Raw genomic sequence first — 15,645 nt, forward strand, 5'->3', positions numbered from 1 at the left:
GCCGGCTCCGGCGCGCCGCCGCTCACGGGTCCTCGCTCAGCTCCATCAGCAGGCCGTAGCCCTTGGTCTCGGCGAAGGCGCAGGTCTCCCGCAGCAGCCGGAGGTACTGCAGCAGCTCATCGGCGGCGGCGGTGAGCTCGGCGGCGTCGCGCTCGGAGGCGGCGCCGGCGTTCATGGCCTCCACCATCCACCGGCGCCGGATCTGCGCCTCGACCTGGGTGCGGCTCACCCGGTCGATGGCCTCCCGCAGCTGCGCCGTTGCCTTGGACGACAGCGCGAATGCCCCCCGCTCCGACGCCCCGGGAAAGTTCCAGGTGGCCCCCCGCGGCGTGAGCGGCGAGGCCGAGGGCGCCGGGTCCGTCGCCCCGAGGATGGCATCGAGTTCCCGCCACGACTCCCGCAGCGTCACCTCCGGCCGGCTCCGCGCATACCGCAGCCACGCCTTGAGCGTCTGCGGCGCGATGGAGAACGCCCCCAGGTCGGGGTCGGGAGCCGGGTACAGGCGCATGCGGAGGCCCATGAGGCGGTGCGGAGGGGGAGGGGTGGTCGGTGCAGGTTCGGGGTCGGGTATCCGGCGGCGGTCGCGTCCTAGAAAGTAACCCGGGCCCCCCCGGCGGTAAGGCCTCCGGGGTGACGGGGGTGTCCCGGAACGGGACGGGCCGCAGGAGCGCCGATGGCGCCCCTGCGGCCCGGACCCGCCAGCGGTGTCGACTAGTGGGTCGCCATCGCCAGGCCGTGCACCGCGTCGGCGGCCAGCTGCACCTTGGCGCCATCCGCCGCGGTGGCGGCATCGGCCCGGAGGCTCTGGAACAGCCCCCGCAGGACGGTGTGCCGCGCCTCGCCGGTGACGCCTTCCCCGGCCGTCAGGGTGGAGCGGGCCGCCGCGATCTTCTCCGGCGCCAGCCCCTTGGACCGTTCCAGCTGGTCCAGGTAGGCCCGGGCCAGCGCGAAGCTCGCCGGCCAGGCGAACTTGGGCTGCCCCTGGGTATTGAGGTAGTCCAGGTGCACCGTCCTGGCGGCGTCGATCTCGTTCTGGGTCAGGTACGCGCTCGGCGTCAGCTCGAAGATGTCGAGCCCGCGCGAGATCTCGCTGCTCACCATCACGCCGTTGTACCAGTACACCGACCAGGAGCCGCCGTTGCCCATGCGGGTCGAGTCCACCGGCCCACGGTCGTGGAAGGCGATCTCGATCGGGTGCGCCGCGTCGGTCCAGTCGAACACCGAGATGCCGCCCTGGTACCACGACTGCACCATCACGTCGCGGCCCGGGATCGGGATGAGCGAACCGTTGTGGGCCACGCAGTTCTCATGGACCGTCTGGGCCGCCGGCAGCTTGTAGTAGCTCTGGAACACCAGCTGGTTCCCCTGGCGCAGGAAGATCGCGTCGGCGCCCCACTCCTGCTTGTCGGTGGCGCGGCACTTGGGCTGCCCGCCGCCGCCCCACTCGTCGGAGAACAGCATCTTGGTGCCATCGTTGTTGAACGTCGCCGAGTGCCAGTAGGAGAAGTTCGAGTCGGCCACCGCCGCGAGGCGGGTCGGGGCGGTCGGGTTGCTGATGTCGAGCAGCAGCCCGTAGCCCTCGCAGGCGCCCCCCGCCAGCCCGATGGCCGGGTACAGCGTGATGTCATGGCACTGGGTGGGGCCGGTGCGCCGCCGCGGGCCCCGCGCCGGGCCGCCGGTCATGCGGGCGATCATGTCGGGGAGCGCCGCCCGCAGGGCCGCGCTGTCCGCGCCCGTGGCCGCGCCGGTGCCGTTCCGCGCCTTCACCACGCTGTCCAGCATGTTCTTCGCGAAGCCGTCCGGGAGCGCCATCTCCTGCTCGCCGAACTTGACGATGAACGCCCCGCGGGCCCGCGCCTGCTCCAGCGCCGCGGCACGCGCCGCCGCGTCCGCCGGCGCCTCGCCATGCTGCGGCGGCGGCGCCAGGTCGTTGAAGATCCGGGGCGAGGAGACGATCGCCGCCTGCTCCGGGTGCGCCACCGGCACCTTGATGACCTCGATCCGGAACAGCGCGCTGTTCGGGTCGTCCTCCGGCATCTCCCGGGAGCAGCCGGGCAGCTCGCTCGGCGAGCGCACCCCGGCGGAGCCGGAGATGTAGACGTAGACGTTGTCCGGGTCCTTCGGGTCCGCCAGCACCGAGTGGGTGTGGGAGCCGCGGCAGGTCTGGACGTTGCCGACGTTCTTCGGGTTGGCGATGTCGGTGATGTCGAAGATCCGCAGTCCGCGCAGGCGGTCCTTGCTCACCGTGTCGGCCACGCCCTGGGTGCCGCAGTCGAGCCGGCCGGAGAGGCCCTCGCCCGAGACGAACAGCAGGTGCTTGTAGACCGACACGTCGCTCTGCGACGCGGGGCAGAGGTACCCCACCGCCAGCGTGGGCTTGGCGGGGTTGCTGATGTCCCACACCTGGTAGCCGTTGTAGTTGCCCTGGATGGCGTACTTGCCGCTGAACGCCAGGTCGGAGTTGGTGACCCCGGCGAACGGCCCCGGCGAGGGCGTGGTCGACACCAGCCGCAGGTTCCAGGCGGCCTGCTGGGCGTCAAACAGGCCGGCCCGCAGGCCGACCCGGGGATCCGGCGACGGCGGGCCCATCATGGCCCGCGGCGCGGGCCCGGCGCCCGCGGGCCCGGCGGTGGAGGAGGCACAGGCGGAGAGGACGACCAGCCCGAGCGCGGCCAGGGCCGCGCGGGCTGGGGGCGGAACGTTGCGCATGAGACGATCCGGTGAGGGGTGGTGGACGGGCATTTCCTGCGAACGACTGCTCATGGAGCGGGCGGGGCGGCGCTGGCCAGCTCGGCCAGCATCCGCTCCATCCGCGCGATCTCGGTGACCTGGTCGGTGTGCACGTCGGAGGCCAGCTTGAAGATCAGGTCCTCCTGGCCCGCCCCCTGGGACCCGAACAGGGTCTCCACCATCGTGAGCGCGCCCCGGTGGTGCTGGATCATGTAGCGGAGGAAGAGCTGGTCGAAGGCCGGCCCGCGCGCCGCCTCGAGCTCCGCCATCTGCGCCGGCGTGAGCATGCCCGGCATCATCGGCATGCCGTCATGCGCGTGCCCCATCATGGCCATGTCGTGACCCACCATCGGGTCCGGCACCGGCAGCTGGCGGTCGCGGAGCCAGGTCTGCATCGTCGCGATCTCGTCCTGCTGCGCGTTGATGATCCGCTCCGTCAGCCGGAGCAGGGCCGGGCTCGCCCCATGGGTCGGGGCCCAGTGCGACATCGTGATCGCCTGCGCATGGTGCCCGATCATCCCGGTCATGAACGCCACGTCCGCCGCGGTGAAGGAGCGCCGGACGCTGTCGGCCTGGGCCAGCGCCGCCGGGGACGCGCCGACGATCCGCGGCGCCGGGGCGGGCGTGGGCCCCGGGGCCGGCGCGGGCGTCGCGCACCCAAGCGCGAGCAGCAGCAGGGCGGTCACCGGGCGCGGGCGGGTGGACATCGGGTCGGGTCTCCGGGGCACATGGCCCGGCCCAGGGGCCGGTGCGGTCGAGGGTGGAGAGGGGGCAGGGCTGCCGGTCGGACGCTTCATGTACGTGTGATGGTGGAGGTTCGTTGCAGAATGGGCGGGTGCCCGGAGCCCGGACACCCGCCCGCCTGGGCCACGCGGACCCAAACCTACTCCCGCTGCCCGGCCCCGGCGAGGGCGTTCAGGCGATCCCCACCTCGGGCTCCCGCGAGGTCGTATCACCCCGGGTCTCGAACGCCGCAAGCCAGGCCTCCGCCGCCGCCAGGTCGCGGAACGGCACGATCTCGCACTCGGGCTCGAGCATCAGGCCGAACATCCGCACCATGCCATAGCCGACCTCGGTCCGCACCACCACCGCCGTCGGGCCCAGGGCGCTCTCGGTATGGGTGCTGCGGATCAGGTGCACCATCCGGCGCACCTCCGCCGTGCCGAAGGCCAGGGTCGCCTCCCGGGCATCGACCAGCTCCGGGTAGCCCTCGCCCCGCTCCGCCACCTCGGCCCGCCAGTGGGCCTCGACGTCGGACAGGTGCACGGGCCCCGTCACAAGGGTCGTGGTCCGGCGCCGGGCGTGGTCGATGGTCTGGGTGATCGGCATGGGAATGAATGGGAGGTTGGTTTGACGCAAGCTAGGCAGGGCGCGCCCGCCGGGCCAATCCGTCCCCGCCGATCGCAATTCCCGGAGGTGGCTGCGCGCTCCTAGCGCAGCGCGCTGTCGGCCCAGCGCCGGGCCCAGTAGCCGCACACCGCGGTGCCGACGACGCCCAGCACGAAGCCGGTCATCACGCCCTGCCGCGCGCCCAGCCACCACCCGACCGACCCACCCACCGTGGCGCCGATGAGCCCCGCGAGCCTGGTCAGCGCGCCCCCGGCGGGCACTCGAGATTGGTGCGAAGGGTGTCGTCCGGGACGAAGATGGCGTACGCCAGTCCGCGGCCATAGTAGTTCGGGTCGGTCGGCACCGGCGCCGACGAACTCGTGGCCTGATTGGGGTTCGTGGCCTGGTCGTTCCGGGCATCCGGGCTCCCCGGGGCCGGCCGGAACGCCGTGGCCGCGGTCATCCCCAGCGCCGCCAGGGTCCCCGGCGTGGTCACCGCCACTGCCAGCACCCGGTTGGCGCCGAGCTTGCCTGCCTCCTCCTGGAGCCGTCGCCGCAGCTTGTCGCTGGTGGTGGAGAAGTCGCCGCCGCTCACCCGCAGCCGGGCCAGCAGGCGCCCGCCCGCCGGGACATCCTCCGGCCGGTCGGCCACCAGGACCGCGGACGCGCAGACCGGCCGCTCCAGCCGGTGCGGCGGCAGCACGGTGGTGGTCACGCTCACGCTCGCGCACCCCGTGGCCAGGGGCATCAGGCACACCAGCGGGAGGACCGGATGTCGCATGCTCGCTCCAGTATGGAGGGGGCGGATCCGCCACCCTCATGGCCTGGGCGGCTGGCCGCTGCCCAGGAACAGCTGCATCTGCTGCACGGCCCAGCCGGGGACCGCGGCCTGGTCGCCGGAGGTCGGCGCCATGGCGGCCACCCACCCCGGTCCGAGCGCGCGCAGCAGGCCGTAGTGTCGCAGTGCGCCGCGCAGGTCCGCGTTCGCGGGCCCGATGGCGCTGGCCGCCAGGGCCGTGACCTGGTCCTCCGTGGGCGGCTGGTTGCCGACATCCACCAGCCACTCCTCCTGACCCGCGCCGGTGTGGCTCAGCGTCAGGGCGGAGCGAAAGGCCGCCAGGCGCGCCAGCAGCGCGGCCCCCGCCGGGCGGCTCTCCCCCATCCGCTCCGCGAACACCGGGTCGGGGATCGCCGCGTCCTGCAGCGCCTCGTTCAGGACGTTCGCCAGCAGGGTGAGGTCCGACTCGGAGACGTCGATGAGCATGGCGGGTGAAGGCGAAGGGTGGGTGGCGCGGACACCTGCGGCCAAGCTAGCGACGGGCCCCGCCTCGGGCCATCACTCGGCGCGGGGTGGGCCGGGGCATCACGGTGCGGGAGGATGCACCAGCAGCACCTGGGCCCAGGTGGCCTCCGGAATCAGGAACGCCGCGCCCGGCTCGGCTACCCACACCGCGTCGCACTCGCCGTCACGGACCACGTGGTGCCAGCCGAGCGGTGTCCGTGCCAGCAGCTGGTCGAAGTCGGCCTCCGTCGCGGGGTCCAGGTGCCAGGTGTGCTCGTACCACGCCGGCATCTTCCAGTAGGGCTCCGGGGGAGCGGCCATCCGGAACCCCGCCGGCAGGAGCTCCTCTCCGAGCCGCGCCGCCGCCTCGGCGGCGGTGCCGGCGGGGGCCAGCAACCGCAGGATGAGCCGCATGACCCGCGCTACCGGATGAACACGGCGGGAAACTGGTCGGACGCGCCGGGGCCATCGCCGCCGAGGGCCAGGCGGAGGGTGTCGCGCTGGCGGACCGCGCCGGAGAGGCTCAACGGGTAGTTGCCCTGCAGCGGGGTGAAGGCGAGGCTGTCCCCGCGGGCCGTGTACGTCCCGCGCTCGAACGCGGTGTCCACCAGGGCATTGGTGTTGTTCTGGAAGTAGAGCCGGAGGTCGTAGTCCTGCGCGTCCAGCGCGAGCCGGCCCCCGGTGTAGGTGCAGCATCCCAGGGTGTCCACGTACGGGACCGGCGTGTGGCGCAGCGAGTGCAGGCGGTAGGTCCCCTCCTCGGGCTCGGTGGACGAGCCGCAGGCGAGGCCGGCCGCCAGGCAGAGCAGGCCCATCCGCCGGTCGCGGGTCATGTCGGCGGGGCGGCGGCCCGGCGCGCCTGCGCCAGGTAGCCGGGCTCGAGCTCCAGCAGGTTGGCGATCTTCCGCACCAGGTAGGCCTCGTGCTCCGCGAGCTGGCCGTCGGCCAGGATCACCCCCCACATCACCTCCGCCAGCACCATCTTCTGCCCCAGGTCGTACTGCGCGGCGATCACCCGGGTGAACTGGAAGTGGTCCACCGACGCGCTGCGCGCCGCCTCGGCCAGGGTCAGCAGCTCGGCGGCCCCCGCGGCGTCGAGCCCGAAGTGGCGTGCCAGCGAGCCCTCGATGTGCGCCCGCTCGGGCGCGCTGAACTCGCCATCGGCGTGCGCCAGCTCGAGCAGCAGGGCACAGGCCGCCAGCTGCACGCTCTCCCCGCCGCGCGGGCCGGTGGCGGGGGGCAGGACCTTGCGGGTGACCAGGTTGCGGATGGCGTCGAGCATCGGGGATCCGTGAGGGGGGTGGATCAGCGCAGCGGGCCCGTGGCGTACCGGTACACCGCGGTGTAGTGGCAGGCGCTTCCCGCCAGCACCAGCAGGTGCCACAGCGCGTGGCGGTAGGGCAGGTGGTCGCGCACGTACCAGAGCACGCCGATGGTGTAGCACAGCCCGCCCGCCACCAGCCACGCGAGCCCGCCCGCCGGCAGCGCGCGCGCCAGCGGCCCGGCCGCCACCACCGCGAGCCACCCCATGCCCAGGTACATGAGCGTGGAGAGCCGGGGAAAGCGGAACCCGAGCAGCGTCTTGTGCAGGATGCCGACCACGGCGAGCCCCCACACCACCCCGAACAGCGTCCACCCCCACGCCCCCCGCAGCACGCCGAGCGTGAACGGGGTGTAGCTGCCGGCGATGAGCAGGTAGATGGCGGTGTGGTCCACCACCCGGAGGATGCGCTTGGCCCGCGAGGCGGGGAGCGCGTGATACAGGGTCGAGGCGGCGTAGAGGAGCACCAGGGTGGCCGCGAACACGGCGCAGGCCACCAGCTCCCGCGGCCCGCCGCGCCGGCTCGCCGCCCATACCAGGACCGGAAGCCCCACCAGGCTCGCGGCCAGGCCGGAGCCGTGGGTCAGGGCATTCGCCAGCTCCTCCCGGCGGGTTTGCGGGCGGCGTGGCAGGACGGCGGGACGATCGGCGGTACCGGTCATGCAGGCTCGGCTACGGGGACGCATGAAAGATACTCCCGCGGCCGGCGCGGCGGGCGCCCCGTCAGCCCGCCGGCCGGGGCCGTTCCTCGCGGGCAAGCAGCACGGCCAGCAGCACCGCGCCGACAGTGATGGCCACGTCGGCCACGTTGAAGATCCAGAAGCGCCAGCCGCCCAGCCCCACGTCGATGAAGTCCACCACGCCGCGCGGGCTGCGCACCCGGTCCCACAGGTTGCCGGCCGCCCCGGCCCACAGCAGCGCGAGCGCCAGCAGCTTGCCGGTGGCGTCCGGAGCCAGCCGCCGGTACCAGGTGAACAGCGCCCCGAGCGCCACCAGCGCCACCACCGTGAGCAGCGGCCGCGTCAGCGGGCCGAGGCTCAGGCTCATGGCCCCGCCGGTGTTGTAGGCCAGGGTGAAGCGGAGCAGCTCCCCCGCCACCGGGTGCGGCACGTGCGCCGGGGAGAGCTCGCGCACCGCGACCGCCTTGGTGGCGCAGTCGGTCAGCAGGACGGCCCCGACGACGGGCCAGAAACGGAGGGCCTTGGAGAGCCGTGGCATGGCGGGCCTGGGCAGGGGTGGGAGCAGGGACAGCGGCGCACGCAGGAACAATAGAAAGGCGGGGGACCTGCGGCCATCGCGCGCGGCCGCCGCGCCCGGCGCTCAGCCGCCACGCGTCCCCCGGCGCCGGGGCCGCGCGGGGGTGCGGCTCGCCCTGGCCGGGGCCACCCCCTCCACGGTGGCCCGCAGCGCCTTCGGCGCCTGACAGCGCCATGCCTCGAGGAGCAGGGGCCGGAGCTCCCCCACCGTCACGGCGGGCAGCCGCACCAGCACCGCCGGGTAGCCGTTGTAGTGCGGCTCGGTGAAGAATCTCCCGGGGTCGAGGCCGAGCAGGAACTCCTTGTCGTCAAGGCTGGCCACCCGGATGGCGAGGACTTTCGGCTGGGGCACCCGCGCCTGCTTCGGGTGCACCCGCTCCAGCCAGACCCACGCGTAGCCCTTGAGCTTGTCCCGGTCCCGGACCGCAAACCCGAAGCGTCCCGGGATCTCCTCCGTCCCCGGGAGTGCCATCGCGATGCGTCGCACCTGCGCCTGGGTGGCCATGGGGTGTGCTCCGATGGGGGATCGTCGGCGCGCCGTTCGGTCAGGCGGCGCCGCCGGCGTGGGGCGCCGGGAGGGCCCGCTCCATGTACACGTCGGCGCGGGCGTACTCGGTGTGACTGGGCAGCGGCCGGTGCTCGAACCCCAGCCGCTCGTACAGCCGGATGGCGCCGGTGAGCCGGCTGTTGGTCAACAGGAAGACAGTCTCCGCGCCCTGCTCCCCCGCCCAGTGCAGCACGGTGCGGCCCAGCGCCTCGCCGAGCCCGCGCCCCTGGTACACCGGTGTCACGGCCATCTTGGCGAGCTCGAAATGCCCCGGCGACGCGGCGATGGCCGCGACCGTGCCCACCGCGGCCTCGCCGTCGAGCGCAAAGAAGATGGCGCCGCCGGGCGCGAGGATCGCCGCCGCGGGGTCGCGCAGCACCGCGAGGTCGGCGGGCTCGAGCGCGAACAGCCGCTCGATCCACTCGAGGTTGAGGGCCGCGAACGCCGGCGCCAGCTCGGGGCGGAAGGCGACGATCTGCACGTCAGGCCGGTGCGGGACGCGCAGGGCGGGGCATGCGTGGGCTCAGCGCGCCGGGAGGCGGAGGAACACCATCGCCTGCCGCACCACCGCGCCCTCCCGCGCTTCCTGGGCGTTGTAATACAGCAGGGTGTGGCCCGTCGCCTCCAGCCGCCCCACCGCGAAGGTGGCCACCACGCCGGTCAGCGTCCCCGGATCCAGCGTCTCCAGCTTCCACTGCGGCCCCGACCAGCGCCCCGTGGCACGCTGGTAGTCGGAGGCCTCGACCAGGCTCCGGGTGGCCAGGACGCCGTAGCTCGTCCGGATCACGTCGGCGACGGTGTCGATCTCGAGCCCGCGCAGGCTCGGCGGCGCAAAGTCGTCCGGCATGCGCCACCCCGTGGGCGTCCGCGCGAGGGTCAGCGGCACCGTCAAGGCGGGACGGAACTCCAGGGTGGTGGAGAGCGCCTGGAACTCCCGGTACTCCTCCGCGGTGACCCCGAGGCGCGCATCGTAGGGCAGGGGCTCGCCGGGCGTCGACGCCTCCACGTGACGCCGGAACCACTCGGGGTCGGCACGCGCCGCCTCCTGGATCCGGCCGGCGAGCTCCTGCAGCCGTGGTGGGGCCCATTCCTGGAGCAGCTCGGCCTCCACCGTCGTGGCGGGGAGGAGCGGCACCAGCAGCGCCCCCGACGACTGCGCCGCCAGCGGGTGGCCCAGCAGCGCCAGCCCGGCCAGCCATCGAACCATGCGGACCATCGGGACTCCCGCGAGAGGGTACGGCCGGCTACGTCGTGACCGGAATGCCCTGCAGTCGCGGCTTGCGGCTGAGCAGCCCGGCCGAGAGGAGGGTGAACAGCAGCCCCACCGGCAGCGGTTCCAGGAACGTCACCGCGATGTTCACCAGCGGGTTCTGGTACAGCGCATTGAACTTGGCCATCTCCGCCGCCTGGGCCGCCAGCTGGGCCTCGGTGGCGCCGCCGGCCCGCGCCTTCTCCAGGCTGTGGGCCGCGTACTGGTCGGCGAAGTCATTCTCGGTCCCGAAGTAGATGACCTCCCAGGTGGCCACGTAGCAGGCGGTCGCCACCAGGGTGATGAGCAGCCCGGCCACACACGCCTTGCCGAAGGAGATCCGCCCGCCGAGGACGGTGTCACGATACGACCGGACGCCGAAATACACCATCAGGAAGGCGAGCACCATCGTGGTGTAACCGATGATGGCGCCCTTGTCGAACCCGATCTGTTCCTGGAACGGGAGGGTGATGAGCAGCATCGCCGACAGCACGCCGCCCGCGATCAGCCCGAAGGTCAGTACGATCTTCCGCATGCAGACTCCAAGGGGGTTGAGGACGGCCGAGTCTAGCCTCCGGCCCCGGTGGGCGCATCACCCGAAGGGGTGATTTTGCGCGTTCGGGCCGGAAAATCATGCGAAAGTGGGAGGCCGCGGGCGCCCCGGGCCCGCCGCGGTCTCCTCCGGCGGGGAGCTCAGGGGATGAGCCGGAGGTCCTTCCCCAGCTGCACCGCCTGGGTCCGGCGCCGGGCCCCCAGCTTGTCGAACACCCGGCTCAGGTGGGTCTTCACGGTGTTCTCGCTCACGTGCACCCGGTCGGCGATCTCCCGGTTGCTGAGTCCCGCCGCGATGAGCTCCAGCACCTCGAGTTCCCGCGGGGTCAGGCCCAGGGCCTCGAGCGTCCGCTCGTCCCGGACAAAGGTGGCGGGCGCCTCGACCACGACCTCCCGCACCACCACCCGTTCCGGGCCGGGCCGGGTGAGCCGCAGCCCGAGCCAGATGCCGAGCCCCGCGAACACGGCGGCGACCAGGCCGCCGTAGATCTCGATCGAGTGATCCACGACCAGCCAGCGGTACTCGATGGCCCGGAGCGCCGCGATCAGCACCCCGCACAGGATGCCGTACAGAAGCACGTGCTTGCGCATGCCCAATTCTATCGGTGGCTCCCACCCCGGCGAAACGGGGGGACACCCCGGGCCCGCGTCCCCGGCCTCGGGCCACCATGGACCAGCCCACCGCCCGCGTCCCGCGCGGGGTGGATGCCGACTGCTTGCCGTGGGTCGGTGCGCGCCCCATGTTGGGACCGGCAGGCGCTGCCTCGCGCTGACCCCTCCCCACCCCGACCCCCTCGGACCATGTCGACCATTCCCTTGAAGGACCGGCGCTCCCGGACCGGCAGCACGCTTCGTGGCAACCCGCTCCGCGCCCACCGCCTCGCGCGGCAGGAAGCCGCCGACCGTCCCCTGCGTCGGCTCACCCGCGAATACCACCAGGCCTGTCGCAAGCTGATCCCCGCCGCGGACCTCAAGCGCGCCGCCGCCATCGCCCACGCGGTGAAGCTCGAGTGGCGGCAGGCCAGCCTCAAGGCGGGCGGCGACGCCACCCGCCTCGAGGCCCTCAAGGACGCCGCGCGCCGGAAGTTCCACCGGCAGGCGGCCCGCGCCCTGCCCGGCTATCGCAAGTGGCTGGCGCTCACCAGGGGCTACCGGAAGGTGCAGCTCCAGCTGGACAGTCACGCCCTCTCCGGGGCGGCGGGGCCGAGGCTGGATGTCGCCTGGGGAGAGCGCCCCCATGCGCCGCCGCCGGGCGCCCTGGAGTTCGTGCCCCCCTTTCCGCTGTTCGATGTCCAGATGCTCGACCCCCGGGGGCGCGTCACCGCGGACACCTCCTTCGCCGGCCCGGCGGCCGGCAACCTCGTCAACAACTTCGTCTTCGACCGCGATGAGAGCACCCCGGCGATCATCGGGGCCTTCGGGCTGACCACCCGGCCGGACACCGCCACGAGCCTCGCCTCCTGTGGCGGCAACGTCACCCTCCCGCGCACCGGCCGGCTGCAGGTCAACGCGAACGTCCGCAACTACTACAACAAGGCCGTGCTCTCCCTCCGCGACCGCTTCGGCTTCTCCTACGGGAAGCTCGGCCTGCAGGTGCGGCTCTTCATCGACGTCATCCGCGGGCGCGACGTGATCCACCTTCCCACCACCATGCTCGCGACCAGCCTCGACTCCGATGGCGACGACGTGAGCCGCACCGTGACCGACATCGACAACTCCATGCTGTTCCAGGTCGAGGGCGTGACCGAGGAGACCCTCGACGCCGGGGAGCGGGTCCAGGTCATGGTCGGCTCCGAGGTCTACATCGGGAGCGAACAGGACGACATGGACAGCCACGCGAGCGCGGTCTACTACTGGCAGGTCCGGAAGATGTTCGTCGCGGTGATCTGAGCGGGCGGCCCCGTGCGGGCGCGCGTCACCCGCGCCGCGGCCCGAACGGGCTGAGCGTGCCCCACGGCAGCGGCCGCCGCGCCACCGGGTAACGCGCGGCGCAGGCCGCGCGCACCGCGTCGGGCAACCCGTCCACCGCGGGCAGCACGTGCAGCCACCAGATGGGATGGCCATCGGCGGTGGAGAGCGCCGCGCGGCGGGGGCTGCCGAAGCAGACGGTCACCCGGCCCCGGTTGTCGTCGTGGGTTGCCTCCAGCAGTGCCTCGAGCGCGGTGGGCGCCGGCCGCGCCACGCGGCGGAGCCCGAACCAGGACCGCTCGGGCGGGGGCGGCGGGAGCGGCTCCGCCGGGCCCGCCGCCACGGCGACCGTCGCCACCAGCAGCGCCCCCAGCGCCTCGAACGCCGCATCCCACTCGGCATCCGAGTCCTCGAACTCCTCGAAGCCCGCGTCCGCGAAGCAGCTGTCCGCGTCGATCGGGGTGGGCCAGAGCGCCACGCCCTGCGCCCCCGGCAGCGCCGGCAGTCCCGCCAGCGCGGGATCGGGCGCGTCCCAGTAGATCCCGCGGATCGCGGTCACGGCGCGGCCCGGGCCGCCGATCGGCGTTCGAGCCACGTGCGCTGCCCCGCGGCGAGGGTGCTGTCCCGGCGCTCCGCCGCGGCGATCCACCCCAGATACAGCGGGCTCTTCCGCAGGTAGCTCATGTACCGCGGGTAGCCGGCGGGGTCCTTGCCGCGCAGGATCTCCACCGCGGTCCGCACCGTGGCGCCCGCGAAGCCGTTCCAGATCGCCTCGCCGGTGGCGGCGGAGGCCAGCCGCGGGGCGCCGAGGTAGCCCGGCCACCCCGGCCGGCGCGCCACGGCAAAGGCCGAGTCGTAGCTCCCGCCCGCCACGGTCGGGGCCTGGCGGAAGTCCGGCGCCACGCGCGTCGAATCGAGGTAGAGCATCATGCTGTGCTCGTCGAGCCCCGCGTGGAGCGAGACGCCGTCCTCCGATCGCACCGAGTCCGGCAGGGTGCCGAGCACGCTCCCCCAGCCGGCAAGCACCGGCAGCAGGCCCCAGAGGTTGACCATCGTCCCGCCGGTGCTCTCGCGGAAGTAGTCGCCGGCGTCGTCGAGGGCCTCGATGTGGAGCGGGGAGCCGTGCACGTGCACCACCAGGATCCACCGGAAGCCCTGTTCGCCGAGTTCGGTGGCGAGGTCCATGAACATCGCGCGCAGCACCGAGGGCCGCACCGCGTAAGTCCCGGGAAAGCTGAACCGCCCGCCGATCTCGTTCGACCCGCTGCTTCCTGCCGAGATCACCGGGAACCGCAGCACCGTCCACCCCGGCAGCGCGCGGGTGATGCCGGCCGCGAGGGCGTCGCTGAGCCGGTCGCTGAGGATCCCGTCGGTGAAGGCGGGCAGGTAGGGGCCGTGCTCCTCCAGCATGCCGCCCTGCAGCAGCACCACGGTCCGGGAGCGATCCAGCGCGGCGATCTGCCGGGTGGTGAGGTCGCCGACCCGGAGGACCTGGGCCAGTGCCGGCCGCGACCCGCCGGCGGCGAGTCCCAGCACGGTGGCGAGGCACAGGGTGGCCATGCGCATCGGTGAACTCCCCGGGCGGTGAAGGGTGTGGCTAGTAGCGCAGCGCGATCCGCTGCGCCTCTTCCGCGTTGTACAGCGTGAATTCCGCCTCCGCGTACCGCGGTTTCCCCATGCGCTGGTGGTTCCGCGACACCCCCGCGCCCTCCTTCGGCTTGGGGAAGGGAAACCAGCGCATGTCCATCCGGCCGTTGCCGTTCCGGTCGTGGATCACGGCGATCGCCAGGCTGGAGTCGAACGGCAGCCCGGCGAACACTGCTACCGCCGAATCCCCCGCCGGCACCAGCCGCTGCACCGCCCGGGCCGAGTCGGGCGACAGCCACGCCGATGCCCGGTCGTACAGCGCGACGACGAGCTCGCCCCCCAGCTCGGCCCGTACCCCGGTGACCGTGACCGTGAGCGTGGCGATCCCGGGTGCCTGCGCCCGGAGCGGGCCACCCGTGGCCAGGATCAGCATGAGCGCCCCGGCAAGGCGCCAGCCACACCCTCGGGCCGTCAGGCCGGCCGCCGGAAGTCGTCGAGGCCGTCCCAGAAGCTGATCTCGGGCGGGCCGGCGAGAAACTGCGGCGCGCGCGCGATGAACGCCCGCAGGTGCGGGGTCTGCATGTGCGGGCCGGTGTACGCCGCCTGGCTCGACCACTGCTCCAGCAGGAGGATGCGGGTGGGGTCGGCGGCCTCCCGGTAGAGCTGGATGCCGGTGCAGTCCGGCTCCGTGGCCACGACGGTGGCGATCAGCGCCGACAGCTCGCGGTGCGCCGTCTCCGCCTGCCCCGGCAGGGCACGATAGGCGATGTGGACCAGGGTGCCTGGGGCGGGCATGCGAGGAACTCCTGCGGCGAGGGGGAATCGGCCGGCGACCGTCGCGAAAGCTGCGCGGGCCGGCCCCCGGGCGCCAGCCGGGACGCGCACGCCCCGCGCCGGCTATCGCAGGTGGCGCAGCTGGGCGGAGAAGGCCGGCGCGATCCACTTGATCTCCTCGCCGATCCGGGCTTCCGGCGCGAGGATCGCGCACCGCCCCGCGGTGGCCGTTGGCCCGGTTCAGCGCGTGGCGGGGCGGGCGCGCGTCATGGCGCCGACATCCAGAGGTGGCCCGCCACGAACACGAGGAAAACGGCGAAGGCGCGCTGCAGGTCCCGGGGGGAGAGCTTGAGCGCCAGGTGCGCGCCCACCCACGCGCCCACGAAGAGCCCCGCCGCCAGCTTGAGCGCCACCGGAAGGTCGAGGAAGCCGCTGCGGTAGTATCGATAGGCGCCGAGCGCCCCGACGGGGAGCAGCAGGGCGGCCAGCGAGGTGCCGGTGGCGGTCTCCGGCTTCATCCGTGCAATGAGCAGCAGGGCGGGGACGATCACCACCCCGCCCCCGATGCCGAAGAGTCCCGAGAGGATGCCGGCGATGCCGCCGATGGCGAGGAATTGCATGGGAACCGCTCCGTGAGGGGTGAAATCGGGGTGCCGGTCCGAGGGGGCGCGGCCTGTGGCGTCCGCCGCGTTCAGGATGGGTCGCTGCCCTGGCCCGACTCCAGGTGGAACCGGTGCAGCACCGCGTGGACCACCGGGCCCAGCATGATGCCCGCCATCACGATGAACACCAGGCCCGCGAACAGCGCGTAGCTGCCGATCAGCCACTTGCCCGGCGTGGTGCTGACCCGGTCCACGGGGCCCATCCCGCCCATGAGCATCGCCGCGTTGAGGAACGCATCGGCCCAGCCCAGCCCCTCCTGCCAGTGATAGAGCGCCATGCCGAGCAGCAGCGTGATCACCAGCAGCGGCAGCAGGCTCAGGGCCCGCAGCCCCATGTGGCCGGCCACGGTCCACGGCTGCGGGTGACCGAGATACGGGGGGAGCGGATGACGGGGGCGGGTCATGGAGGAACCCCGGGCAGGGGGAAGTGCGGTCCCGCCGCAGCTGG

The 15,645-nt window shown here is 73.3% G+C and carries 24 protein-coding genes; 1 reads left to right on the plus strand and 23 read right to left on the minus strand.

Features of this window, described 5'->3' with window-relative positions:
• Positions 1-22: 22 nt before the first annotated feature.
• The 17 genes from IPJ95_10485 to IPJ95_10565 all read right to left on the minus strand — a co-directional run bounded on the left by IPJ95_10485 (position 23) and on the right by IPJ95_10565 (position 10,857).
• Complete coding sequence (locus IPJ95_10485) at positions 23-508, minus strand: hypothetical protein (GenBank protein ID MBK7924039.1); 486 nt, start codon at positions 506-508, stop codon at positions 23-25.
• Between the two features lie 203 nt (positions 509-711).
• Positions 712-2,709: a hypothetical protein gene (locus IPJ95_10490; protein ID MBK7924040.1), complete on the minus strand. Its 1,998-nt coding sequence runs from the start codon at positions 2,707-2,709 to the stop codon at positions 712-714.
• 50 nt (positions 2,710-2,759) lie between these two features.
• Positions 2,760-3,437 (minus strand): DUF305 domain-containing protein, encoded by a 678-nt coding sequence (locus tag IPJ95_10495; GenBank protein ID MBK7924041.1) that lies wholly within the window; start codon positions 3,435-3,437, stop codon positions 2,760-2,762.
• A 208-nt stretch (positions 3,438-3,645) separates the two neighbouring features.
• Positions 3,646-4,059, minus strand: a complete 414-nt coding sequence (locus IPJ95_10500; protein MBK7924042.1) for a hypothetical protein — start codon at positions 4,057-4,059, stop codon at positions 3,646-3,648.
• A gap of 101 nt (positions 4,060-4,160) precedes the next feature.
• Positions 4,161-4,340, minus strand: coding sequence for a hypothetical protein (locus IPJ95_10505; protein ID MBK7924043.1), 180 nt, complete (start codon positions 4,338-4,340; stop codon positions 4,161-4,163).
• The gene (locus tag IPJ95_10510; protein ID MBK7924044.1) at positions 4,319-4,840 is read right to left on the minus strand and encodes a hypothetical protein; all 522 of its coding nucleotides are present in this window, start codon (positions 4,838-4,840) and stop codon (positions 4,319-4,321) included. The genes IPJ95_10505 and IPJ95_10510 overlap by 22 nt, the downstream gene beginning before the upstream one ends.
• A gap of 36 nt (positions 4,841-4,876) precedes the next feature.
• On the minus strand, positions 4,877-5,323 hold the full coding sequence (locus tag IPJ95_10515; protein MBK7924045.1) for a hypothetical protein: 447 nt from the start codon (positions 5,321-5,323) through the stop codon (positions 4,877-4,879).
• Between the two features lie 99 nt (positions 5,324-5,422).
• Complete coding sequence (locus tag IPJ95_10520) at positions 5,423-5,755, minus strand: hypothetical protein (protein MBK7924046.1); 333 nt, start codon at positions 5,753-5,755, stop codon at positions 5,423-5,425.
• Positions 5,756-5,763: 8 nt separating this feature from the next.
• Complete coding sequence (locus IPJ95_10525) at positions 5,764-6,174, minus strand: hypothetical protein (protein ID MBK7924047.1); 411 nt, start codon at positions 6,172-6,174, stop codon at positions 5,764-5,766.
• Positions 6,171-6,623, minus strand: a complete 453-nt coding sequence (locus IPJ95_10530) for a TerB family tellurite resistance protein (protein MBK7924048.1) — start codon at positions 6,621-6,623, stop codon at positions 6,171-6,173. The genes IPJ95_10525 and IPJ95_10530 overlap by 4 nt, the downstream gene beginning before the upstream one ends.
• Before the next feature lie 23 nt (positions 6,624-6,646).
• On the minus strand, positions 6,647-7,324 hold the full coding sequence (locus tag IPJ95_10535) for a hemolysin III family protein (GenBank protein MBK7924049.1): 678 nt from the start codon (positions 7,322-7,324) through the stop codon (positions 6,647-6,649).
• A gap of 61 nt (positions 7,325-7,385) precedes the next feature.
• Entirely contained in the window at positions 7,386-7,880 is a 495-nt protein-coding gene (locus IPJ95_10540) for a signal peptidase II (GenBank protein MBK7924050.1), read from the minus strand.
• A gap of 102 nt (positions 7,881-7,982) precedes the next feature.
• Positions 7,983-8,423, minus strand: a complete 441-nt coding sequence (locus IPJ95_10545; protein ID MBK7924051.1) for a hypothetical protein — start codon at positions 8,421-8,423, stop codon at positions 7,983-7,985.
• A 40-nt stretch (positions 8,424-8,463) separates the two neighbouring features.
• Entirely contained in the window at positions 8,464-8,970 is a 507-nt protein-coding gene (locus tag IPJ95_10550) for a GNAT family N-acetyltransferase (protein MBK7924052.1), read from the minus strand.
• An 18-nt stretch (positions 8,971-8,988) separates the two neighbouring features.
• Positions 8,989-9,672, minus strand: coding sequence for a hypothetical protein (locus IPJ95_10555; GenBank protein MBK7924053.1), 684 nt, complete (start codon positions 9,670-9,672; stop codon positions 8,989-8,991).
• A 37-nt stretch (positions 9,673-9,709) separates the two neighbouring features.
• The gene (locus IPJ95_10560) at positions 9,710-10,249 is read right to left on the minus strand and encodes a DUF4199 domain-containing protein (GenBank protein ID MBK7924054.1); all 540 of its coding nucleotides are present in this window, start codon (positions 10,247-10,249) and stop codon (positions 9,710-9,712) included.
• 158 nt (positions 10,250-10,407) lie between these two features.
• A complete protein-coding gene (locus IPJ95_10565) occupies positions 10,408-10,857 on the minus strand; it encodes a helix-turn-helix transcriptional regulator (GenBank protein MBK7924055.1) in 450 nt (149 codons plus the stop codon).
• A gap of 210 nt (positions 10,858-11,067) precedes the next feature.
• Here IPJ95_10565 and IPJ95_10570 point away from each other — a divergent pair, with 210 nt between their 5' ends.
• Complete coding sequence (locus IPJ95_10570; protein ID MBK7924056.1) at positions 11,068-12,156, plus strand: hypothetical protein; 1,089 nt, start codon at positions 11,068-11,070, stop codon at positions 12,154-12,156.
• 25 nt (positions 12,157-12,181) lie between these two features.
• On the opposite strand, the gene IPJ95_10575 is transcribed toward IPJ95_10570, so the two are convergent.
• From IPJ95_10575 to IPJ95_10600, 6 genes are all read right to left on the minus strand, one after another.
• The gene (locus IPJ95_10575) at positions 12,182-12,733 is read right to left on the minus strand and encodes a hypothetical protein (protein MBK7924057.1); all 552 of its coding nucleotides are present in this window, start codon (positions 12,731-12,733) and stop codon (positions 12,182-12,184) included.
• On the minus strand, positions 12,730-13,734 hold the full coding sequence (locus tag IPJ95_10580; GenBank protein MBK7924058.1) for a creatininase family protein: 1,005 nt from the start codon (positions 13,732-13,734) through the stop codon (positions 12,730-12,732). The genes IPJ95_10575 and IPJ95_10580 overlap by 4 nt, the downstream gene beginning before the upstream one ends.
• A gap of 37 nt (positions 13,735-13,771) precedes the next feature.
• Entirely contained in the window at positions 13,772-14,194 is a 423-nt protein-coding gene (locus IPJ95_10585; GenBank protein MBK7924059.1) for a DUF2141 domain-containing protein, read from the minus strand.
• 38 nt (positions 14,195-14,232) lie between these two features.
• The gene (locus tag IPJ95_10590; protein ID MBK7924060.1) at positions 14,233-14,556 is read right to left on the minus strand and encodes an antibiotic biosynthesis monooxygenase; all 324 of its coding nucleotides are present in this window, start codon (positions 14,554-14,556) and stop codon (positions 14,233-14,235) included.
• 245 nt (positions 14,557-14,801) lie between these two features.
• Positions 14,802-15,155: a sulfite exporter TauE/SafE family protein gene (locus IPJ95_10595; GenBank protein MBK7924061.1), complete on the minus strand. Its 354-nt coding sequence runs from the start codon at positions 15,153-15,155 to the stop codon at positions 14,802-14,804.
• A 71-nt stretch (positions 15,156-15,226) separates the two neighbouring features.
• The gene (locus IPJ95_10600) at positions 15,227-15,601 is read right to left on the minus strand and encodes a hypothetical protein (GenBank protein MBK7924062.1); all 375 of its coding nucleotides are present in this window, start codon (positions 15,599-15,601) and stop codon (positions 15,227-15,229) included.
• Positions 15,602-15,645 lie beyond the last annotated feature (44 nt).

This window comes from Gemmatimonadota bacterium (genome assembly GCA_016713785.1).
GTDB lineage: Bacteria > Gemmatimonadota > Gemmatimonadetes > Gemmatimonadales > GWC2-71-9 > JADJOM01.